We start from the raw sequence: 22,190 nt of genomic DNA, 5'->3' as shown, positions 1-22,190 counted from the left end.
AAGATAAGATTTCCCACCGCAAGGGTAAGACCCCAGAAAGACTATCTGGTTGATAGGTCGAAGGTGTAAGTGCAGCAATGTATTTAGCTTATCGATACTAATAGGTCGAGGACTTGACCAATATTTACTTGATGTTCATTAATTAAAATATATATGCAGTTTTTAGAGTGTTAATTTAACTCATAATAGAATAAGTGTGCTGGTGTGGCTCAACGGTAGAGCAGCTGACTTGTAATCAGCAGGTTGTAGGTTCGATTCCTATCACCAGCTCCAGTGAAGACTATGTTAAAAACATAGTCTTTTTTATTGTGTAATATATTTATTCTTTTATATATATATAGTTTATATAAATAGACAAGAAGTTGATAAATTTAAGTAAGAAATAGCTATACAGATTAAAATAATTATTTTAATCTGTATGTGAATACCTTAACGCAAAATTTTGATTATTTGTGTAAGAATTGGTAGAAAGATATGTATATTTAATTTGAAACTAACTTGCCATGGATTACCATTCTAGCATCATCAAATTCATAAGTGCATGTAGAAAGTGTAACTATCTTATCTTTGCTATTTACTTTAATATTTGATTTATGTAATGATTTGGAAGTAATAGCATCTATGTATTTTTGATAGTCTGATTCACTATTAAAGCTTGTTTTTAGATAATCATAATCAGATTCTACAATATAGGCAGAAAATACTTCATATAATAATTCTTTTCCATCCATAGTGATTTTTATTCTATTATTTTCTTTAAAGAAATCATCATCTTTAAACTTATTTAGATTATTAAACATTGTTTTGTTTTTCATATTATGTCCATATACTATAACATTTTGGTCATCCAGAGATTTATTTCTATAATCCATGAATAATGTACCTGAGATAGATTCTTTACCATAAAAGTTTTTGTCAAGATAATAAGAATTATCTTTAGATTGTACAACTGGATAATTTATGTTTGTATTATCAACAGAAAGCCAAAATTTAAAATCTCTGTTTATTTTTGATAAGTCTTCTTTTTTATTTTCTTTTTTCTGAAGTTGAGCAGATGTTTTAGTATCATAGTTGTATTTGTTAAGTTTTAAGTATATATTAAATCCACTGTAGATTATTACTAATATTAGTATAATATTAATTATTACCCTATATAATTTTTTCAATATTCCACCTCAAATCATAAATAATAGTTTATATACCTATATTACACTATTTTTGAAGAAATTTAAATTTTTAGTATAATATTACTTTGACATACTTAAGGATTTATGATAATATAGCTAAGTAAAATGAATATTAAGTAAGCCAGATAATCGCATGTAATTTTACATGAGGAAAGTCGGAGCTCCATAGAGCAGGGTGCTAGGTAACACCTAGTGGGAGCAATCCTAAGGATAGTGCAACAGAAATAAACCGCCACTTATGTGGTAAGGATGGAAAGGCGAGGTAAGAGCTCACCAGCAGCTAGGCGACTAGTTGGCTATGTAAACCCCACCTGGAGCAAGACCAAGATAGGAATAAAGAGTGCTGCTCGTACTCTCCGGTAGGTAGGTCGCTTGAGCTTATTGGTGACAATAAGCCTAGAAAGATGATTATCTAATACAGAACTCCGCTTATAGACTTGCTTAATTTTTTCGATAGGTAAAACATCAGTTTAAACTGATGTTTTTTTATTTGCAAATTTGTCTAATTTACTTTCAAAATTTTGTGGAATATTGTAATATAAGTTAGTACAGATATTAAAAATGGTATAATATAAGATAGATATAAAAAGAAAAAGTAAAATGATGTAAATAATATGATATTATATAAGATGTAGTAAATTTAGTAACTAATTATTAAAATATCATAATCAAATTAGTAATTTTACATAATGTAAATATCACAATAAAATAATTGATTTAAGGAGTGAAGGTTTTGAGTGAAAATAATATAATAAGAAATACTGTTTTAAATGTCACAGCAAGTTTTTTAAAACAAGAGTCTAAGATAAATGAAAAATTAGAAGGTGTTTTAGAAAAGAAATTTGAAAAAGTAGAATTCAACGAAGCAAAATATGCTGAGCTTTTAAAATTTAATATATTGTTTTATAAAACATTAGCAAGAAATACAGAACCACTTATCGGGAAATGGATAGTAGATAAATACATACCTGAAATAGATGAATTAGAGAAAGACTTAGAATTGACTACAGCTAAATGTAGAAAGTATGTAAATAAGGCAATGAAGGATGGTTTAGACTGTCTAAAAGCCAACGATTTAAGTAGTTTTTTAGCTTATGATAAAATGGACCTATCAGAGAGACGAAGACGTTTAGAAAAGGATTATAAGGTTCTAAATCTATATAAAGACCTTCTTAATATAACACTTAGAAAGATAAGCTTAGAAAAGAAAGATTGTGCAAGTTTATTTCTTAAGAATCAAGCTGATGCTAAAAGAGAACTAAAAAGAGAAATAATATTCTGTGTAAATAAGATATTAGCTAGTAGCAAAGAGGTAGTACCTAAAAATATAGAAGAAAGTTCTGAACAAAGTAGTGAAGATATAAAAGCAACAGAAATTGAGGATTTACAATTAGGTAAAGATAATTCAGAAAATGATGTTTTATTAAATTCAGTTAAAAAGTCAGAATTAGGAAAAGAACCACAGATAAATGATGTAGAAGCAAAGTTTATGGATAAACTAAATAGTTTAAATGATGAAAGTATATCTCAAACTGTATATAATGAATATAAAAAATTATGTGGGTTAGAAGAACTTCCTTATGTTGAAGGCTATGGTTTTGGTAGAGAAGTTATTAAAGACTTTGTTTGTGCAACAGTTGCATTAGAATTTTTGAAGAGAAGAAATAGAGATCTTATAGAAGGTGCGATGAGACTAACTATAATTGGAGAATTTGGTGCTGAAAATTTTAAGGAATTCATAGATTATGTAATTAAAAATAAAACAGAAATTAGTGAAGATGTTTGGGAAGAAGCACACGTTGTTCTAAAAGATAAATCTTCTGAATTAGAAAATCACGATATTGTATCAAAGAGAACTAGAAAAAATAAAGACATTGATATTGAAGAATATATTTATATGATAAAAAATGCAGATAAAGATGTTTGCTTTAGAAGTAGCATTTCTATAGAAGAAGATACTAAAGAGGAAGATGCTAAAGAAGACGTAATTAATAAGAATGACAATATAGAGAATGTTCTAGAAAATAAAGAGAATATTGAAAAAGAGCACGATGTAAATGAAGAAGAGATAATTGAATCAGAAAATAAAAAGAGTAGAAAAAAAGATAAATTATTTGGATTTATGAAAAAAGAAAGCAAAAAAGAGGATGTAGTAGAAGTAACTGAAAAAGAAGAAATTAGCCTAGGTAATACTTCTGATGCAGTTACAGATGAACCTAATGAATTTATTAAGGACAATATAGAAAACTTAGAAGAAGTAAACCAAAGTTTAGAAGAAGAGCGTAGTATAAAAATAGAAAAACCAATAAATAATAATGAGTTAGATAAAAAACTATCAGCAAGTAATGAGCCTAAATCTGAAAAAGAAAGTAAGGGATTAGGTGATGAAATATCAAAAGAAGCAGAAGAAAAAAAGGTAGAAAGTGAAAAATCAGTAGTAATACCTATTAACAAGAAAGAAAAAAATAGTAAAAAATCCAAACATTCTCCTAAGTCTAATTCTAAGGAAAAGAAAACAGAAATAAAAAATTATGAATCAAATGAAGAAGATTTTATAGATGATGAAGAGGTTGGTTCTAAAAAAAGCAGATTAAAAGAGACTATTATAGCTATCGTTATAGTGGCAATTGTTGGTGTAGGATACTTTATAACAGTAGGCAATAACAAGAAAAATGATAAAGACAGTACACCTCAAAAGGCATCAACTCAGCAACAGGCTAACAACAAACAAACAGAAGAAGAAAAGAAAGCAAAAGCTGAAAAAGAAAAGAAAGCAAAAGCTGAAAAAGAAAAGAAAGAAGCAGAAGATAAGGCAAAAGCGGAAGAAAAAGAAAAAGCTGAAAAGAAAGCAAAAGAAATGGAAGCATATAAAGATGGTAAAGGTGTATATTATACTGTCTATGCAGGTTCACTTAAAGTTGAAGCAACAGCAAAAGAAACAGCAAAAGAATATGAAGCTAAAGGTATTTCTTCAACAATAGTTCAAGAGAATGGATATTATAAAGTGAAGATAGGTGATTATTCTGAATATGGAGAAGCACAAGAAAAATGTAATGAATTAGCTAAGAAATCTATTGATACATATATAGCGATGTATGATAAGTACTATGATTATAAATTAGAAGATTTGAAAGAATCAGCTCCTTCATTAAGTGCTGAAGAACTTAGACAAAAATATGAAGATTTAAGAAGTGAGTTAAGAAATAAATCTGGATATCGTGAATATGTTAAACATTTAGATAAACTTTATGAAGAAATAGTTGAAGGTGCTTAGGATATTTATAAAATAAGGACAAATTATGTCTCAAAATAAAAAGTATTAAAAAATATTATTTATTTTGAGGCATTTTGTCCATCTTTAGAAAATAATTATAATTTTGTTTAGGCGGTGAAGGTATGTTGAAATTAGGAGAAAAAATTATATATGAGCTTTCAGACGGATTTGAGCTTAGTGGTATCAGTAGATATTCAAAAGAATCTAAAAAACTTCATATAACAAATTTAGGTAATATTATAATCAGCAAAGCAGATGAAGTTAATGATGAATCAGGGGTAAAATATATATATAGTTTTTCAGATAATAAAAAAAAGTTAGAAGCAGTTTTAGAAGGTTCTCAAATAATTATTTATGGAGATAACTTGCCTTTTTATATAAAAAGTGAGAATTCAAGTAAGAATGTTACAGCAAGTTTAACTATGAAAATAACTCTAGATGAATATGATTTAATCTGTAAGAGCCAAAGAGAATTTATATTTTATTTAAAAGACAACATGACTATCTTGAGTTTAGATGATAATAAATTTTATATGGGTGGAATTAATAAAGATAACGAAAAGTTTATATTTATCAGTGGAAAAAATAGATTTGAAATAAACTTTGATGATATAGAAAGATATATTTTAGAAGATAAGAAAGTTTCTCTAAAGGGTTATTTTCATATGGAAAGAGAAGGTCTTATAGTAAGGTCTGTTTCTATATTTAATAATAATATAGAAAATATAGTTCCAGCCGATTTAAGTGAGAGAGTTAAAAATAATAAGAAAATAGGAAATCTTCCTAAAGATTGTGATATAGTATTCTGTAAAATATCAGGAAATATAGATGGATTTGATTATAAAAACACAAATATGCTTTTAGTAAAATATCAGGATCAACTTATTTTTATAAATAAGAAGTCTAAAAAAACTATTGTTAAGTCAACAAAAGATAATTGTTCAAAGTTAATTTTAGGAGAAGACATTATATTATATGATAATAAAAATGTATTTAACTTGCACATAAATGATAAAAATAAAGAAGCTATGCAAATAGAGGATTTAAAAGACATAGAAAATGAAATAGTAGGATATACATTAAAGCATGCTCCATTTTTTATCCAAGAAGATTTTAATAGTTTAACGATACTGAAATCTTTCCAAAAAGAAATTATATCTATAAAAAATAGTGATGTCAAAGATATTGTAATTAATAGAGAAATTGAAAGTAGAAATTCTAATTTTGTAGAAACAGAAATAAAATTTAATAATCAAAAAATAATTTTAAATTTAAGTAGAAGTATGGTTCAAAAACTTATGCAAGATGTATTTATATATGCAAAAAAACCACTACTTAAAGACGTTTCTGTTGAGATTTTATATAAAAATTGGTCTAAAGCTATGAATGATATGATAATATTTAATTTCTTTGGAAATATCTATTACATGAAATCTGAATTTGATAAAGTATTAGAAAGAGAATTGAATGATGAAATAAGAATAGAAGTCATAAATGCACTTTATAATCAGATACAAGAACAGAGAAATAATTTAGACTTAATATCAGCTTATACTCCAAGAATATTAGAAAATCAAGAGATAGAGTTATTTGAAAAGTATAATGCAAAACTTGATGTACAAGTATTTAGACAGATTAAAAATTTATTCTTTGATTTATCATACAATATAAGTAGTTATTTAGATGGAGTTGAAAAAAGTTTAGATAATATTATATTTGTAATATCAGGTGAAGATAAGAAGCGATACAATTATAGGATGTTAAAGGAAAGTGAAAGTGCAAACTTGGATGTATTTTTAAAACAAGCTATATCAAGATTAAATCATTTAGTAGAAAATATGTATCCTTACTATGTGGATGAAACTAGTAGAGAGATGTTTAAGTTATTTGAAGTCTTATGGAAAAACTATAAAAATATTAATGATGATAGTATAAAAGAAGTATTATTCGAGAGAATAACAAATACATATGTATTTAGACAATTGACATTAAATAATAATACAAATGAAAGAAGAAAAGACATAATTGAAAAAATATATAATTCTGTTGATTATGGAGCCAATAAGCTAGATGAAAATATGTTTTTCACAGGAGGAATGAAGTATGTCAAGTAAATACAATGTATGGAATTTTAATTATGAATTTTTAGGACTAAATTCAAGTGATGAAAAAAATAATGAAGTTTATTATGAGATTGATTTAGATGAAGTCTTAAATGAAAACTATATAAGTGAGGATATAGATGGAGATTTAGATACTGATGGAAATAGCATCTTAGGAGAATTAATATCAGAAATGGATATAGATGAAGATGTAAGTGTTGACATGACATATCAAGAATTAGAAGTGGATTTAGAAGATTTAGATTCATATTTGGATGATGATATAGATAGTGATATAAAGGGCATTTTAGATGAAATTTAGTACCTATGTGAGTTTTAGGTATAATATAGACAATATAATATATTAACTTATAAAAACTAAAGGTAGATGAAATTTCATCTACCTTTATGTTCTTGTAATGTCAAGAATTGGGATAATATAGAGTTTGAAGAAAAAGTATAAATATGGTATATTAATTTGGTACAAGAGAAAATTTACGAAGAAGGGTGAAAAAATGCAGATGACAGTAAAAAAAGCGATAATACCAGCAGCAGGGCTAGGAACTAGATTTTTACCAGCAACAAAATCACAGCCCAAAGAAATGCTTCCTATAGTAGATAAACCAACTTTACAGTATATAATAGAAGAAGCTATAGACTCAGGAATTGAAGAAATTCTTATAATAACAGGTAGAAATAAAAAATCTATAGAAGACCATTTTGATAAATCAGTTGAATTAGAGTTAGAATTAGAACAAAAAGGTAAGACAGAAATGCTAGAAATGGTAAGAGATATATCAAATATGGTAAATATTCACTATATAAGACAAAAGGAGCCAAAAGGTCTTGGACATGCAATTTACTGTGCAAAAAGTTTTATAGGTGATGAACCTTTTGCTGTATTATTAGGTGATGATATAGTAGACTCAAATGTGCCTTGTCTAAAGCAATTAATAGATACTTATAATGAATATAAAACAACTGTACTAGGTGTTCAAAAGATAGCTAAAGAAGATACAAACAAATATGGAATATTGGATATAAAACATATAGAAGATAGAGTTTACAAAGTTAAAGATATGGTTGAAAAGCCTGCAATTGAAGAAGCACCATCAGACATAGCCATACTTGGAAGATATATAATAACTCCTGCAATATTTGATATATTAGAGAAACAAACACCTGGAAAGGGTGGAGAAATACAGTTAACAGATGCACTTCAAACTCTTGGAAAACAAGAGGCTATTTATGCTTATAACTTTGAAGGAAGAAGGTATGATGTGGGAGATAAGATTGGCTTTTTAGAGGCGACAATAGATTTTGCTCTAAAAAGAGAAAATCTAAAAGATGATTTAATGGATTATATGAGAAAAAAAGTAAGCGAAAAATAAATTTAGAAAAGAGGTAATTACTATGGCGGTTTTAGTAGCTGGAGGAGCAGGATATATAGGAAGCCATACAGCAATAGAACTTTTAGAATCAGGTTATGAAGTTGTTATAGTTGACAATTTAAGTAATAGCAACTCAATAGTAGTTGATAGAATTAGCGAACTATCTGGAAAACAAGTAAAGTTTTATAATATTGATATAACCAATAAAAATGAAATGCACATTGTATTTAAAGAAAATAATATTGAATCTATTATCCATTTTGCAGCTTTAAAAGCAGTTGGAGAATCAGTAGAAAAACCAATTGAATATTATAGCAATAATCTAATAAGTACATTAAATTTATTTGAATTAATGAGAGAATACGGTGTTAAGAAATTTGTATTTAGTTCATCAGCTACCGTATATGGAGATCCACATACTTGTCCTATATTAGAAGATTTCCCACTTTCTGTAACTAATCCATATGGAAGAACGAAGCTTATGATAGAGCAGATGTTAGTGGATATATCAAAAGCAGATGAGTCATTAGATATAGCACTTTTAAGATATTTTAACCCAGTAGGTGCTCATAAGAGTGGAAGAATTGGTGAAGAACCAAATGGAATTCCAAGTAACTTAATGCCTTATATAACAAAAATAGCAGTAGGTAAATTAAAAGAACTAAGTGTGTATGGAAATGATTATCCAACTCATGATGGGACTGGAGTTAGAGATTATATACATGTATTAGATTTAGCTGCTGGTCATGTAAAGGCATTACAAAAATTAGAAGAAAATCCAGGACTTGTTGTTTATAATTTAGGAACTGGTAAAGGATATAGTGTTCTTGATTTAGTTAAAGCATTTTCTAAAGCCAGTGGAAAAGAGATACCATACAAAATTGTTGGAAGAAGAGCTGGAGATGTAGCAATGTGTTACGCAGATTCATCAAAAGCAGAGAAAGAACTTGGGTGGAAAGCTAAATATGAACTTGAAGAAATGTGTCAAGATTCTTGGAGATGGCAAAGTATGAATCCAAATGGATACGAGGCATAAAATGAATATTAATGGGGTAAATGTAACAAATTTGTAAATACAAGATATTGGTAATTTTATGTTATAATTAGAGGCGTGTAGTTATGTTTCTAAAAGAGGGGGAAGTTATAGTGAAAAAAAGTCTAAAAAAGTATTTAGTACTAGCAATGACTTTAGTTTTAGTATTTGCATGTGGCGTACCAGAATCAAGTGCAGCCAGTAAACATGTAATTATAGTAAACTCAAGAAAAAATACTCTAGGATATTTTGTAAATAGCAAGCTTGTAAAAGAATTTAAAGTTGCAACAGGGAAAAAAGGTTCAGAGACACCAACAGGTAAAACAAAGGTAGTTAACAAGATAAAAAATAGACCATATTATAAAGGAAATATACCTGGAGGAAGTCCAAAAAATCCATTAGGAGATAGATGGATGGGATTAGCATTAAAAGGAACTTATGGAGATACATATGGGATACATGGAAATAACAATGAAAGTTCTATTGGAAAACACATTTCTGGTGGATGCATAAGAATGCATAATAAAGAGGTTAGATGGTTATTTGACCAAGTTCCAGTAGGTTCAGATGTAATTATAGATTATAGTAATGACAGTTATACTAAAATAGCAGCAAAATATAAGATAAACTTAAATCAAACAGGATGGAAAACAGAAAATGGTAAGAAGTATTATGTAAAATCTGATGGAACATACCAAAAAAATAGTTGGTTAAAAGTAAATGGAAAAATGTATTATTTTGATGCTTCAGGAGTAATGCAAACAGGATGGAAGACAATTAATAACAAAAAATATTACTTAGGAACTGATGGAGTAAGAGTATCTGGATGGAAGGTAATTGATGGAAAAACTTATTACTTTAATTCAGATGGAGTAATGCAAACAGGATGGCAAGAAAAAGATGGCAAGAAATACTATCTAGGAAATGATGGATTATCAGTAGTAGGATGGCAAGAAATAGATGGTAATAAGTATTACTTTGATAAAACAGGAGTAATGCAAACAGGATGGCAACAATTAGAAGGTAAATCTTACTATTTAGACAAAGAAGGTAAAATGTTAACAGGAACTCAAAAAATAGATGGAAAAGATTATACTTTCAATGAAGATGGAACAATAAACCCTACATGGAACACAGTTATAGGAGCAAATAGATTTGATACAGCTAAAAAAATAAGTGAAGTTGGAAATTGGAGTGCTGATAGTTCAGATACTGTTGTATTAGTAAATGGAAATGCAATAGCAGATGGAATAACAGCAACACCTTTGGCAAGTAGTTACAACGCAACAATATTACTTACTAATACAGATAAATTACCAACTGAAACTATTTCAGAAATGAATTCATTAGCACCTAAAACAGTAATTTTAATAGGTGGAGAAAATGCAATAAGTTCTAAATTAGAGCAAGAAATAAAGACTACTTTTAATGCAGAGACAAAGAGAATATCAGGCCAAGATAGATATCAAACTGCTATAAGAATAGCTAATGAACTTGGAAACAGAGAAGAAATAAAGACAGCTTATATGGTTTCTGGAAATGGAGAAGCAGATGCTCTATCTGTAGCTTCTAAAGCTGGAGAAGAAAAACAACCTATAATATTAGTTAAGAAAGATGGAATTACAGAAGAATCTTATATATGGCTAACAGAAAGAAAATTAGAAAATGCATATTTTATAGGTGGACCAAATGCAATCAATGATTCAGCAATAGCTAAGATGAATGAAATAACTACTGAAGATGTTTCAGGAAATAGAATATATGGAAATGACAGATTAGATACCAATGCTAAAGTTATAGAAAAATTCTATGGCGATACTGATTTACAATCTGTATTAGTTAGCAAATCAGATGCTTTAGTAGATGCTTTATCAGCTGGTCCATTAGCTGCAAAATTACACTCACCAATAGTTTTAATGGATAATTCAGGATTATCATCAGAACAAAATAGAGTATTTGCAAATAAAAGAGTTGAAACTCCTTATCAAATTGGAGGAGGAGTATCTTATATAGGCATGGATAAATTAATAGATATTCTTGGAAAATAATAAAACTATATAACTAATGTATAAAATGAAATTGAGATGTAAAATTCAACAGCCTAAAGCTTTGATTATTTATATCTCAATTTTTTTATTATAAAATTAAGTTTAAGTTATCTAAAAATCTTGGAATATTTTCAAAACTCATATAAAATAAATATAGGTGATATCATCATATGTTAAGAGGGTGAGTGAAATTATAAAGAAGAAGTATATAATGTTTATTGATGAAAGTGGGAGAGCTGATATAAATCATGAGGACCCATTTACATTAACAGGAGTAATTTTTGAATATAAATATGCAGTGAGTCAAGGTGATTATGTCTGCTGTTTAAGGAAAGAGATGGATGCATTTAAAGAGTATTGCTTTGGAACTAGTAATATAGGAATACACTTGACTGACATATCCAGAAAGTCAAGAGCATTTGAAAGGTTTGATGATTCACAAATTAAGTTATTTTATGATGAATTACCTTTATTTCTATCTAAACTAGAGTGCACCATAATATCAGTAACAGTAGATAAGACTAGATTAAAAAAATATTATGCACCTTCAAAGGAACCTTATGTTGTGGCTTTTATACATGTACTTCAAAATTTCTATTCATTTGTAAATAATGAAAATGTAGAGTCTGCAAGAATAGTTATTGAATCAAGAGATGATGTTTCAAATTTAAAAGTACAAAAGGCATTTTTTGATGTTTTTAATAATGGAACAATATATTTAGATATAGATGAAGAGTTAAGAGATAAGGTAAAAGGTTTTATAATTGCAAAAAAGGAAGATGTAGATTACAAAGAGGGTTTAGAAATAGCTGATATTCTATGTAATCCTCTTAGTAGAGCTAGAAGAGGATTAATAGAAGCAAATCCAAAATGTATACAATATGGGGAAAAAAATAAAATATTTAAATCTGTAAGAAGTAAAATATACACTCCAACTAGTTTAAATGACATAAGAAATTGGGGTTTTAAAGAAGTTCCAATTATAGAGCCTGTTGGACCATGGCTTGAAAAAATGAGATAGATAGATTGACAAATTTTTAGAAAATTGATATAATATAAGTAACTAAGTTATTCAGGAATTGAAATACAGTTGCTGTTATATAACGATTATTGCTGGGACTCGGATGCCGACTGTCAGTTAAGAATCTATACTTTTAGAAGTATAGATTTTTTTATTTTGGAAGAAATACTAAAAAAGAGACTATTTAAAAATAACCTCTTTTATTAATTCTTATAATTGAGCATTTTTAATGACAAAGTTTTTGAAATTTTTAATCGCAGGTGGTAAATATCTATCCTTTATAACTGCTAGGTAAAAATTTCTTTCCCAACTTGGATAAACGATTTGAATTACTTTTACTTTTGTAAACTTAAGCATAGACATATTTGGGACTACAGCTATGCCGAAATTTTTTGCAACTAATCCAGCAATTACTTGGTCTTCTTCTACTTCATGAACTATGTTAGGTTGTTGATTTATTTTTTTAAACATGTCATCAATTATATATCTAAGTCCACTTCTTTGATTAAATACTATTTGAGGATAAGGTATTGTTTCTTTTAAATCTATAGTATCTTTTGTAGCCAGTGGGTGGCTATATGGTACAATTAATACTAAATCTTGTTTGGCTACAGGTATAAATTCAATTCCCTTCTCTTTTTCAAGTTTTGAGCAAAAAGCAATATCGTATTTTCTTTCCTTAAGACCTTGGATAATATCAGTAGTTACACCTGTATGGAATTTAAAGTCAATTGATTTATCAGGATTAGATTTTAAGAATCTATGAACCATATCAGGTATAAAGTCTGTACCAAGTGTTCTAAGGAAAGCTAAGTCAATTTGCCCTTCACCAGTACCAGTTATCTTTAGTGACTTTACACTTGAGTCTAAGATTTCTAATGATTTTTCCACATCTTTTAAAAATATTTTACCATATTTAGTTAAAACTATATTTCTACCTTCCTTTTCAAATAGAGACACTCCAAGTTCACTTTCTAACAAAGAAATAGCATGGCTCAAACTTGGTTGTGTTATAGATAAATTTTCTGCTGCTTTTGTATAGTGCTCTAAATGTGCCAATGTAACAAAATAGCGTAAGTGATATAAATTCAATTTTTGTTCATCCTTTCATGAGTATCGTATTTTTTATTTGTATGTATTTAAAGAAGTTGACCTTAAAGAAGTTTTTCACATTTTTATTATATATGATTACAGCATAATAATAAAAGCTTTTAAAAAAATTTATCGTTTTTTGTCTTAAATTTTAGATAGATAGAGCTAAGGAATACATTAATAAATTATATTATCAATAAAATCTATAAACAAAATCTATGAATTGATAGGAAATTATCAATTTGTTATTAACAAAGTCTCATGATACAATAAATTTATAAAATCTAGATAAAGATAAATCAAAAAAATATTTTTGTTTTTAAAGTAAAATGATACTACTAGTAGAATAAATAAAAAAATAAAATCAAAAAAAAGATTAATTATAAAGAAATTAAAGGGGGCATATTTAAATTATGGATAATCAAAAAAATATTAACATTCCAATTACTATTAGTTCTTATACATTAGGTACAGAAGTTTCATTTCGCGACAGAGTTCGCATTGCAAAAGAAGCTGGATTTGATGGTATTGGATTACGTGCTGAAAATTATGTAGATGCAAAAAATGCTGGAGTTACAGACGAAGAAATGCTTTCAATTCTTGATGAATATAATATGAAAGTTACAGAAGTAGAATATATAACTCAATGGGGAACTAAAGAAGATAGAACAGAAGCACAACAAGAAAAAGAGCAAAATGTTTATCATATGGCTCGTTTATTTAATGTTAAACATATAAATTGTGGTCTATTAGAAATGGTACCAGAAGAACAAATTATAACTGCATTGGGAGAATTATGTGATAGAGCAGGAGAACTTATTATAGGACTTGAGTTTATGCCATACAGCGGTGTGCCAGATTTAGCTACTGCTTGGCGTGTTGTAAAAGGATGTAACCGTGAAAATGCAATGCTTATATTAGATACATGGCACTGGGCTAGAGCAAAACAAACAGTAGATGACCTTGCCCCTGTTCCAGCAGAAAAGATAGTATCAATTCAAGTTTGTGATGTTTTAGAGACACCTTATGAAAAACTTAGAGATGAATCACTACATGACCGTGTAGCTCCAGGTGAAGGATATGGAAATACAGAAGATTTTGTAAAAATAATCAAAGAACATAATATATCACCAGAAGTTATAGGCGTTGAAGTAATATCTGATTCTTTAGTAGCTAAAGGATTATCAACTGCAGCTGAGACTGTATTTAAGGCAACTAAAAAAGTATTAGATAAAGCATGGCCAGAAGTATCTCCAAAATAAAAATAGAGTTATTCGATATTAAAGTATATGAAGCATAAAAATATAAGAAAAAAATATAAAACTTGAAAGGAAGGAAAACCTTATGAAGATTAGTTCTATGTTTACACCTATAAAAATTGGTTCAATGATAGTTCCAAACCGTTTTGTAGTTCCTCCAATGGGAAATAATTTTGCAAACACAGATGGTACTTTAAGTGAAACTTCTAAGGCTTATTATCTTGAACGTGCCTTAGGTGGTTTTGGATTAATAACTATAGAATCTAGTGTTGTGGATAAGAAAGCTAAAGGAGGACCTCATAAACCTTGTTTGTATGATGATAGTACAATAGATAGTTTCAAAAATGTAATAGATGCCTGTCATAATGCTGGTTCAAAAGTATCTATACAATTACAACATGCTGGTTCTGAAGGAAATGAAAAAATTGCAGGGTATCCTTTAAAAGCTGCTTCTGCAATACCTGCATCAAATGGACGTAATACACCATTAGCAATAACAACTGAAGAAATATATGAGCTTATAGAATCTTATGGAGATGCTGCGTTACGTGCAAAAAAAGCTGGTGTGGATGCTGTTGAAGTTCACTGTGCTCATGGATATTTAGTTAGTAGTTTTATATCACCAAGAACAAATAAACGTGTAGATGAATTTGGTGGATGTTTTGAAAATAGAATGAGATTACCTCGTCTTATAATTGAAAATATACGTAAAAAGGTAGGAGATTCTATAGCAATACTATGTCGTATAAATAGTACAGATGATATTTTAGGTGGAATTGATGTACATGATAGTTCAGTAATCGCAGCTTATTTAGAAGATTGTGGAGTAGATGGACTTCATGTTTCACGTAGTATACATATACATGATGAATATATGTGGGCTCCTACAGTTCTTCATGCTGGATTTAGTGCAGATTTAGTTACAGAAATAAAAAAATCTGTGAGTATACCAGTAATAACTGTTGGTCGCTATACAGAGCCTCAATTTGCTGAATTGATGGTTCGTCAAGGCAGATGTGATTTAGTTGCATTTGGTAGACAAAGTTTAGCTGACCCAGGCATGCCTAACAAAGCTAAAAATGGTAAGTTAGATGAAATGATACCATGTATTGCATGTCTACAAGGTTGTGTACCAAATATGTTCCAAGGTAAGCCTATAGCATGTCTTGCAAATCCGATATTAGGTCATGAAGCTGAACTTAAACCAGCTGAAACTACAAAAGAAGTTCTTGTTGTTGGTGGCGGTGTCGGAGGTATGCTTGCAGCATGGGTATGTGCTGAGAGAGGGCATAAGGTAACTCTAGTTGAAAAATCTGAAATGCTTGGTGGGCAAATGCGTTTAGCTGCATATCCTCCAGGTAAAGGAGATATCACTAATTTAGTTCGTAGTTATATTTCAAAATGTAATCAATATGGTGTAAAAATATACACTAATACAGAAGTTACAGTAGAGTTTATAAAAGAAAAATCACCTGATGCAGTTATTGTAGCTACTGGTGCAACTCCACTTGTACTTCCTATACCAGGAATTAATGAATCAGGATTAATACATGCAGTTGATCTTCTTGATGGAAAAGAATCTTGTGGAAAGAAAGTTCTTGTTGTTGGTGGTGGAATGGTTGGTTGTGAAGTGGCAGCATTCCTTGGTGAACAAGAACATGATGTTACTGTTATTGAATTAAGAGAACAAGTTGGTGCAGATGTAATTTCTGAACATCGTAAATTCCTTATGGATGATTTTAAAAGTTACAATATACATACTGTTACTGGTGCTAAAGTTGCTAAGTTCTATAACGATGGAGTTGACTATTCACTTGCAGATGGAACAGAAGATAATTTAAAAGGGTTTGATTCAGTAGTGCTTGCTATGGGTTCTCGTAATTATGACCCATTAAGCGAAGAAGTAAAGAAATTTGTGAATGAAACTTATGTTGTTGGGGATGCAGTAAAGGCTCGTAGAGCATTGGATGCAACAAAAGAAGCTTTTGAAGTAGCATTAAATATATAGTTGAAATTAAATAGATGTTTCTTTGCAAATAATTAAATAGATTATTTGCAAAGAAATTGATGATATTGGGAGGATATAATAATTATGGAAATTTCAGGTAGAACAGGGTTATTCGCATTAATAGGTACACCAGTGGGGCATTCTAAATCACCACTAATGTATAATTATAGTTTTGAAAAATTAGATTTAGATTATAGATACTTAGCTTTTGATATTACTGTGGACAAGGTAAAAGATGCACTTTCAGCTATAAAGACGTTCAACATAAAAGGAGCAAATGTAACAATGCCATGTAAAACTGCTGTTACAGAATATATGGATGAACTTTCTCCAGCAGCTCGTATAATTGGAGCATGCAATACAATTGTAAATGAAGATGGAAAGTTAATTGGACATATAACAGATGGTGTGGGTTACGTTCGTAATTTAAAAGAAAATGGAGTTGAAGTAAAGGGTAAAAAACTTACAATTATGGGTGCTGGTGGTGCGGCAACTGCTATACAAGTACAATGTGCATTAGATGGAGCAAGAGAAATATCTATTTTCAATGCTAAGGATGATTTTTATAAAAGAGCGGAACAAACAATTGAAAATATAAAGAAAGAAGTACCAGGATGTATTGTTAATTTATATGATTTAGCAGACACAGAAAAACTTTATGAAGAAGTATCATCAAGTGATATTTTGACAAATGCAACGCTTATTGGGATGAAACCTCATGACAATGAAACTAATATAAAAGATGTTAGTGTATTAAGAAAAGAGTTAGTTGTAACAGATGTTGTTTATAATCCAAATAAAACAAAAATGATTGAGGATGCTGAAGCTAATGGTTGTAAAGCTATTGGTGGGTTAGGAATGTTATTATATCAAGGAGCTGAGGCTTTTAATCTATACACTGGATTGGAAATGCCTGTAGAAGAAATTAAAGAATTATACTTTAAATAGACGAAAAAATAATATTTTAATAATGTAGAATATATGTATCTCAATGTTTTGATATTACTTTACAAATTGTCATAGTGGGTTTTGTATCGATGGCCTAGTTAAATGTAAAAGTTTAACTATTCTTTAAACCCATTATGGGAATGCGTTTATTGTATATAAAAATGTTAAGAAATTAACGAGAATAGGAGAATAACTATGAATAATAAAAAATACTATCCTACTGCCATAGCTTTGTATTTTTCATATTTTTTACTTGGTATTGGAATTTCAATTTTAGGACAATATAAACCAGAATTTGCATCTATGTGGGGAGCTAAGACTTTATCAGATGGAACTCTTGATGTGAGTATTGTTTTAGCTGTTATTGCTGCATTAGGGTTAGGTAGACTTATATCATATCCATTTGCAGGCCCTATTTCAGATAAATATGGAAGAAAGGTAAGTGGACTTATAGGTAATTTTCTACATGCAATTTTCTTTGTTGGAATTGTATTTTCACCAAATTTTTACATAGCGTATATATTTGCAATAATTGGAGGCGCAGCAAACTCATTTTTAGATACTTGTGTAACACCTTCTTGCATGGAGATATTTGCTAGTCTAGGAACAATAGCAAATATGTTTACTAAATTCACAATAGCTTTAGCGCAATTTTTACTTCCTTTTATAATTGGATTTGTTGCAGCAAATTCAATATCATTTAAAGTTATTTTTATAGTAACAGCTGTTCTTATTATTATAGATGCAATTTTAATAGCTGTATTGCCATTTCCTCCAGCTAACAATGTTATTGATAATAATGGAAAGGCTGTCAAGTCAGAAAAAATGAAGTTTACACCAACAAGTATAGCTCTTGTTTGTATTGGATTTACATGTACATCTACATTTGTACTATGGCTAAATTGTAATCAAGAATTAGGTAAATTATATGGTATGGCTGACCCTACAAAAATTCAATCTTTTTATTCAATGGGAGTAATCTTTGCAGTGTTAATAACTTCTGTACTTATAAAAAAATATGTTAAGCCAATAAGAATACTTGTTATCTATCCTGTGATAGCTTCAATTATGTTATTAATTGTGTACTTTGTTCAGACTCCAACTATCTGTATGATAGGAGGATTTGTAATAGGTTATTCAGCAGCAGGTGGTGTGCTTCAATTGACTACATCGACAGCAAATGAAATGTTTCCAACTAATAAAGGAAAAATAACATCTATAGTTATGATTGCATCTAGTATAGCTAACTATGTTATTTTAAATATAGCTGGATTTATTACAAAATCTGGTGGAGTAAATGGTCCAAAATACGTTGTATTATTTAATGTAGCTATAACGTTTGTTGGAATTTTACTTGCATTGTTTGTAAACATGAGATATGAAAAAGAAAAAGTACATGATTATAATATGTAACATTAGTATAATATAATTGTAAGTATTTTTAATTTTAACATGTCTGAAAGAAGAGGTGTCACAATGGAAAATATAGAAAAAATAAGAGAAAAAATAGATTTATATGATGATGAGCTGATTGATTTACTTGAGAAAAGAATGGAATGTATAAAGGGTATTATTGATATTAAAAAGGAAAAAGGTATTCCCATTTTACAGCCAGACTATGAAAATAAAAAAGAAGTAGCGTTGATTGAGAAGCTAAAAGGTCATAAGTTTGAAAATGAAATTATAGATATTTTTAGATATATAGTAAAAAATAGTAAGAAAATACAGGCTAAAAATTTATTCTCTTATAATATAATGCTTGTTGGATTTATGGGGGTCGGAAAAAGTACTGTATCATCATACTTGAGTCATCTATTAGAAATGGAGCAAGTAGAAACAGATGCATATATAGTTGAGCATCAAGGCATGAGTATTTCTGAAATATTTGAAAAACGAGGGGAAGAATATTTTAGAAATCTTGAAAGCCAAGCATTAATAAGTTTTCAACAAAGAGAAGGACTAGTTGTTTCCTGTGGGGGAGGAATCGTACTTAGAGATAAAAACGTAGAATATATGAAAAAAAGTGGAAGAATTGTTTTATTAACAGCAAGTCCAGAAACTATTCTTCAACGTGTTAAACATAGTGATGAAAGACCAATACTTAATAATAATATGAATGTTGAATTTATATCTGATTTGATGAAAAGACGAGAAGCGAAATATATGGCATCAGCAGATATTATTGTAAATACAGATAATAAAACAATAAAAGAAATTTGTGAAGAGCTAGTTGTAAAGTTAATGGAACTTGATAAATAAATTCTAATTTAAAATGAGTATGTATTTAAAAAAATAAATTTTAACTTAACAAAATCATTGTTAAGCGATGTAACTTTAATATTTGTACAATTAGTATTACTGGAAATCTTAATTTCTAGTAATATTTTTTTATGTGTAAAAATGTAAATTCACTAAAATAAGTAGTATAATCAATATAAATTATAATAATGTAAAGGAGGATAATTTAGTGGGCAGTATTTTTAAGCAACTACAAAAGATTAAGGATTATGATGGATATAAAGAGTCATTTGAAATGAATTATTTATGTATATACGAAAAGATACCTTTAAGAGAACAAGTAGAACTTGCAAATAATTTGGTAGAGAATATTTTAAATATTTATAGAAGTGAATCTAATAAAATTGACATGTTAGAGGAGTATAATCATAAGTCTCTAATTTGTTATTTTGAAATCTTTATGAAAAAGATAAATACTCTAATAAAGGAGAGAATAATTGATGAAAAGTGGTTATATCAGCTAACAAAGGATTTAATATATACAAGTGAAAAAGATGAGTATGTAAAACTTGGGCTTGTTTTAAGTGAAAATTATTTAGATGTAGACAATATAAGAGAAGTAGTTGATACATTTTCTAAATCTGGAGAATACATATTTTATTTAAGTAATACTATTAGAAAACTGGAATTTTACAATACCTATTTGTTTAATCTATCTAGAATATCTACAGGTTCAATAAAAGTATTTGCCATTGTCAATATAGAAAATCTAGATTCTAAAATAACCTCTTATTTAATCGAAGAAGGATATAAAGATAAAAAATATGAAGGATTACTAATGAACTATATTATTTCTACAGTAGATTTAAGCGAATATCTTGAAAGACGAGATTTAGATAAAGATAAGGTAAACAACTTAGCACATCTTATATGCAATTATTTGTTAAGTGTAGAATTTAAATATATAGGGAATAAAGTGGAATTAGTGAATCAATTTCTGCCAATTGTAGCAAGCTATGGGACTAGCTTTGATAGTCTATATTCTATTTTTTTAATAGCAGTAGGTGTTTTAGAAGATGATAAAGTAAGTTGTGATAAAGTTGAATTTAAGAAAGAAATGAATAATGTTTTACTCAGTGAAAAGTGGAAAAGTGTATTCTTTAAAGCATTAAATGAAGCCGATGGAAAGACAGAAGATATGATAAAAATGTCAGAAATTTATGATGTACGTTTATCTTTTGATGATTTATTGCCATATTTAAATAAAGATATTCGAGATTTTGAGGTGTATTGGTATATATCTAAAAAGGGAAGTGCAAATTGTAAGTTAAAGTTATTAGACTTTTTTGAAAAAACATTTAAAACAAAAGAGTTAATTGGAAAAATGGAAGACATAGAAAAAAATAAATTAACACAAGAATATTACGATGATATGTTATTTTTTATTGTCCTTAAAGGTAGTAAATCACTATACCCTGAAGGAAAGAATCTATCTTTAAAAGGAATTTTTGGAAACATAAATGAAGTACGTAAAGAATCTATAAATATTTTGAAGAGGTATAGAGAGAGACTTTCTCTTAAAGAAATGCAAATAGTTAAAGAAGCTTATGAAAAAGAAAAAAATATCAAATTAAAAGATGAGTTAAGACGATTATTATATGAAAGTAATAATTTAAAAAAAGAATTTGTAAATACTAAAAAGCTGAAGGTAAATGAGCATGGTAAAGATATTTATTTGACTTCAGTAGCTGTTGCTGGCTCAAGGTTTAGAAATAGAGAATATATGGAAAAGGAATTGGAGAAGAGTAAGATATACTATCTAAACAGAGAGAAAGATAATTTATATGATGAAAATGCTATCAGAATAGTTGGAGAAACTGGATATGTAATAGGTTATGTTCCAAGAAAAGATAATTATATTTTGAGTAATTTATTAGATGGAGGAAAACTCTTGTATTGTAGAGTAACTGAATACAATTTAGATGAAGATTATATTTATATAAACATATATTTGAGTTATAAAGATGTTATTGAAACTGTTGAAAATTCTCTTAAAATGGTATTAGATAGAGGTAAGGTAAAAATTGTAAACTAAATAATATTACGAATTATTTAAAATTTAAACTATAATCAATATATTTGATATTATTTGGTTGAAATATGGAAAAATTTAAAATACAATTAACATATAAATGAATTTAATTTAAAATTCGCAAATGTTATTTTAATTTAACCTATAATGGCGAAATTCCTCTTCCTCGCCATAGGAGGTAGAAGATGTAAGCCTAACCGATAGGTTATTTATTTTACTTGATTTTCAAAAATGTATTGTATTATAAAATCAGTAGTAAAAACTGAAAGGAAGTAATTACAATGAAATTAGATAGTAATAATCATTCAGTATTCTTGTTACACTATCACTTAGTTATGTGTATAAAATATAGAAGAAAAGTAATAGATAGCTCTATATCAGATAGACTAAAAGATATATTTGTAGATATCTCCCCAAATTATGGAGTGGAGTTGCTAGAATGGAATCATGATATTGACCATGTGCACTTGTTATTCAAAGCAAAACCAAATACAGAG

At 28.4% G+C, this 22,190-nt stretch carries 16 protein-coding genes, 1 tRNA gene, 1 rRNA gene and 1 other RNA gene; 17 read left to right on the top strand and 2 right to left on the bottom strand.

The features are described from left to right. Window positions 1-121 (top strand): 23S ribosomal RNA (locus KGF45_RS19015); the annotation flags it as partial. A gap of 77 nt (window positions 122-198) precedes the next feature. Next, window positions 199-273, top strand: a tRNA-Thr gene (locus KGF45_RS19010). 209 nt (window positions 274-482) lie between these two features. Here KGF45_RS19010 and srtB read toward each other — a convergent pair. Further along, window positions 483-1,166 (bottom strand): class B sortase, encoded by a 684-nt coding sequence (gene srtB / locus KGF45_RS19005; protein WP_227830347.1) that lies wholly within the window; start codon window positions 1,164-1,166, stop codon window positions 483-485. A gap of 134 nt (window positions 1,167-1,300) precedes the next feature. On the opposite strand from srtB, the gene rnpB reads away from it, so the two are divergent. The 8 genes from rnpB (at window position 1,301) to KGF45_RS18965 (ending at window position 12,056) form a co-directional block, all read left to right on the top strand. Beyond that, an RNA gene (rnpB, locus tag KGF45_RS19000) (RNase P RNA component class A) lies at window positions 1,301-1,635 on the top strand. Between the two features lie 276 nt (window positions 1,636-1,911). Beyond that, window positions 1,912-4,461, top strand: a complete 2,550-nt coding sequence (locus tag KGF45_RS18995; RefSeq protein WP_227843049.1) for an SPOR domain-containing protein — start codon at window positions 1,912-1,914, stop codon at window positions 4,459-4,461. A gap of 122 nt (window positions 4,462-4,583) precedes the next feature. Beyond that, window positions 4,584-6,575 (top strand): hypothetical protein, encoded by a 1,992-nt coding sequence (locus KGF45_RS18990; protein WP_227843048.1) that lies wholly within the window; start codon window positions 4,584-4,586, stop codon window positions 6,573-6,575. Beyond that, window positions 6,565-6,885: a hypothetical protein gene (locus KGF45_RS18985; protein ID WP_227432352.1), complete on the top strand. Its 321-nt coding sequence runs from the start codon at window positions 6,565-6,567 to the stop codon at window positions 6,883-6,885. Before KGF45_RS18990 ends, KGF45_RS18985 begins: the two co-directional genes overlap by 11 nt. Before the next feature lie 193 nt (window positions 6,886-7,078). Continuing rightward, window positions 7,079-7,954 (top strand): UTP--glucose-1-phosphate uridylyltransferase GalU, encoded by an 876-nt coding sequence (gene galU / locus KGF45_RS18980; RefSeq protein WP_285891649.1) that lies wholly within the window; start codon window positions 7,079-7,081, stop codon window positions 7,952-7,954. 22 nt (window positions 7,955-7,976) lie between these two features. Continuing rightward, complete coding sequence (galE, locus tag KGF45_RS18975; protein ID WP_227830344.1) at window positions 7,977-8,990, top strand: UDP-glucose 4-epimerase GalE; 1,014 nt, start codon at window positions 7,977-7,979, stop codon at window positions 8,988-8,990. A gap of 110 nt (window positions 8,991-9,100) precedes the next feature. Beyond that, the gene (locus tag KGF45_RS18970) at window positions 9,101-11,035 is read left to right on the top strand and encodes a cell wall-binding repeat-containing protein (RefSeq protein ID WP_227830343.1); all 1,935 of its coding nucleotides are present in this window, start codon (window positions 9,101-9,103) and stop codon (window positions 11,033-11,035) included. A gap of 211 nt (window positions 11,036-11,246) precedes the next feature. Further along, window positions 11,247-12,056, top strand: coding sequence for a DUF3800 domain-containing protein (locus KGF45_RS18965; protein ID WP_255287899.1), 810 nt, complete (start codon window positions 11,247-11,249; stop codon window positions 12,054-12,056). Window positions 12,057-12,266: 210 nt separating this feature from the next. Here the strand turns inward: KGF45_RS18965 and KGF45_RS18960 are convergent, their stop codons facing one another. Next, entirely contained in the window at window positions 12,267-13,148 is an 882-nt protein-coding gene (locus tag KGF45_RS18960; RefSeq protein WP_227830341.1) for a LysR family transcriptional regulator, read from the bottom strand. A gap of 413 nt (window positions 13,149-13,561) precedes the next feature. Between KGF45_RS18960 and KGF45_RS18955 the strand changes: the two genes are divergently transcribed. The 7 genes from KGF45_RS18955 to tnpA form a co-directional block, all read left to right on the top strand. After that, on the top strand, window positions 13,562-14,410 hold the full coding sequence (locus KGF45_RS18955) for a sugar phosphate isomerase/epimerase family protein (RefSeq protein WP_227830340.1): 849 nt from the start codon (window positions 13,562-13,564) through the stop codon (window positions 14,408-14,410). Window positions 14,411-14,492: 82 nt separating this feature from the next. Next, window positions 14,493-16,415, top strand: a complete 1,923-nt coding sequence (locus KGF45_RS18950) for an FAD-dependent oxidoreductase (RefSeq protein WP_227843047.1) — start codon at window positions 14,493-14,495, stop codon at window positions 16,413-16,415. Window positions 16,416-16,499: 84 nt separating this feature from the next. Then, window positions 16,500-17,363 carry a shikimate dehydrogenase gene (gene aroE, locus KGF45_RS18945; RefSeq protein ID WP_227830338.1) on the top strand — a complete coding sequence of 288 codons (864 nt, stop codon included), beginning with the start codon at window positions 16,500-16,502 and terminating at the stop codon, window positions 17,361-17,363. A 195-nt stretch (window positions 17,364-17,558) separates the two neighbouring features. Further along, on the top strand, window positions 17,559-18,776 hold the full coding sequence (locus KGF45_RS18940) for an MFS transporter (RefSeq protein WP_227830337.1): 1,218 nt from the start codon (window positions 17,559-17,561) through the stop codon (window positions 18,774-18,776). 63 nt (window positions 18,777-18,839) lie between these two features. Next, on the top strand, window positions 18,840-19,622 hold the full coding sequence (locus tag KGF45_RS18935; protein WP_227830336.1) for a shikimate kinase: 783 nt from the start codon (window positions 18,840-18,842) through the stop codon (window positions 19,620-19,622). A 208-nt stretch (window positions 19,623-19,830) separates the two neighbouring features. Continuing rightward, window positions 19,831-21,696, top strand: coding sequence for an HIRAN domain-containing protein (locus KGF45_RS20560; RefSeq protein WP_227843046.1), 1,866 nt, complete (start codon window positions 19,831-19,833; stop codon window positions 21,694-21,696). A 278-nt stretch (window positions 21,697-21,974) separates the two neighbouring features. Next, on the top strand, window positions 21,975-22,190 hold a 216-nt coding region (tnpA, locus tag KGF45_RS18925; protein WP_227843045.1), incomplete at its 3' end, for an IS200/IS605 family transposase.

The sequence above is a fragment of the Clostridioides sp. ZZV14-6154 genome, assembly GCF_020657785.1.
Lineage (GTDB): Bacteria > Bacillota > Clostridia > Peptostreptococcales > Peptostreptococcaceae > Clostridioides.
The sequence above is the reverse complement of the archived record's forward strand: the minus strand, read 5'-3'. Positions and strand labels throughout refer to the sequence as shown.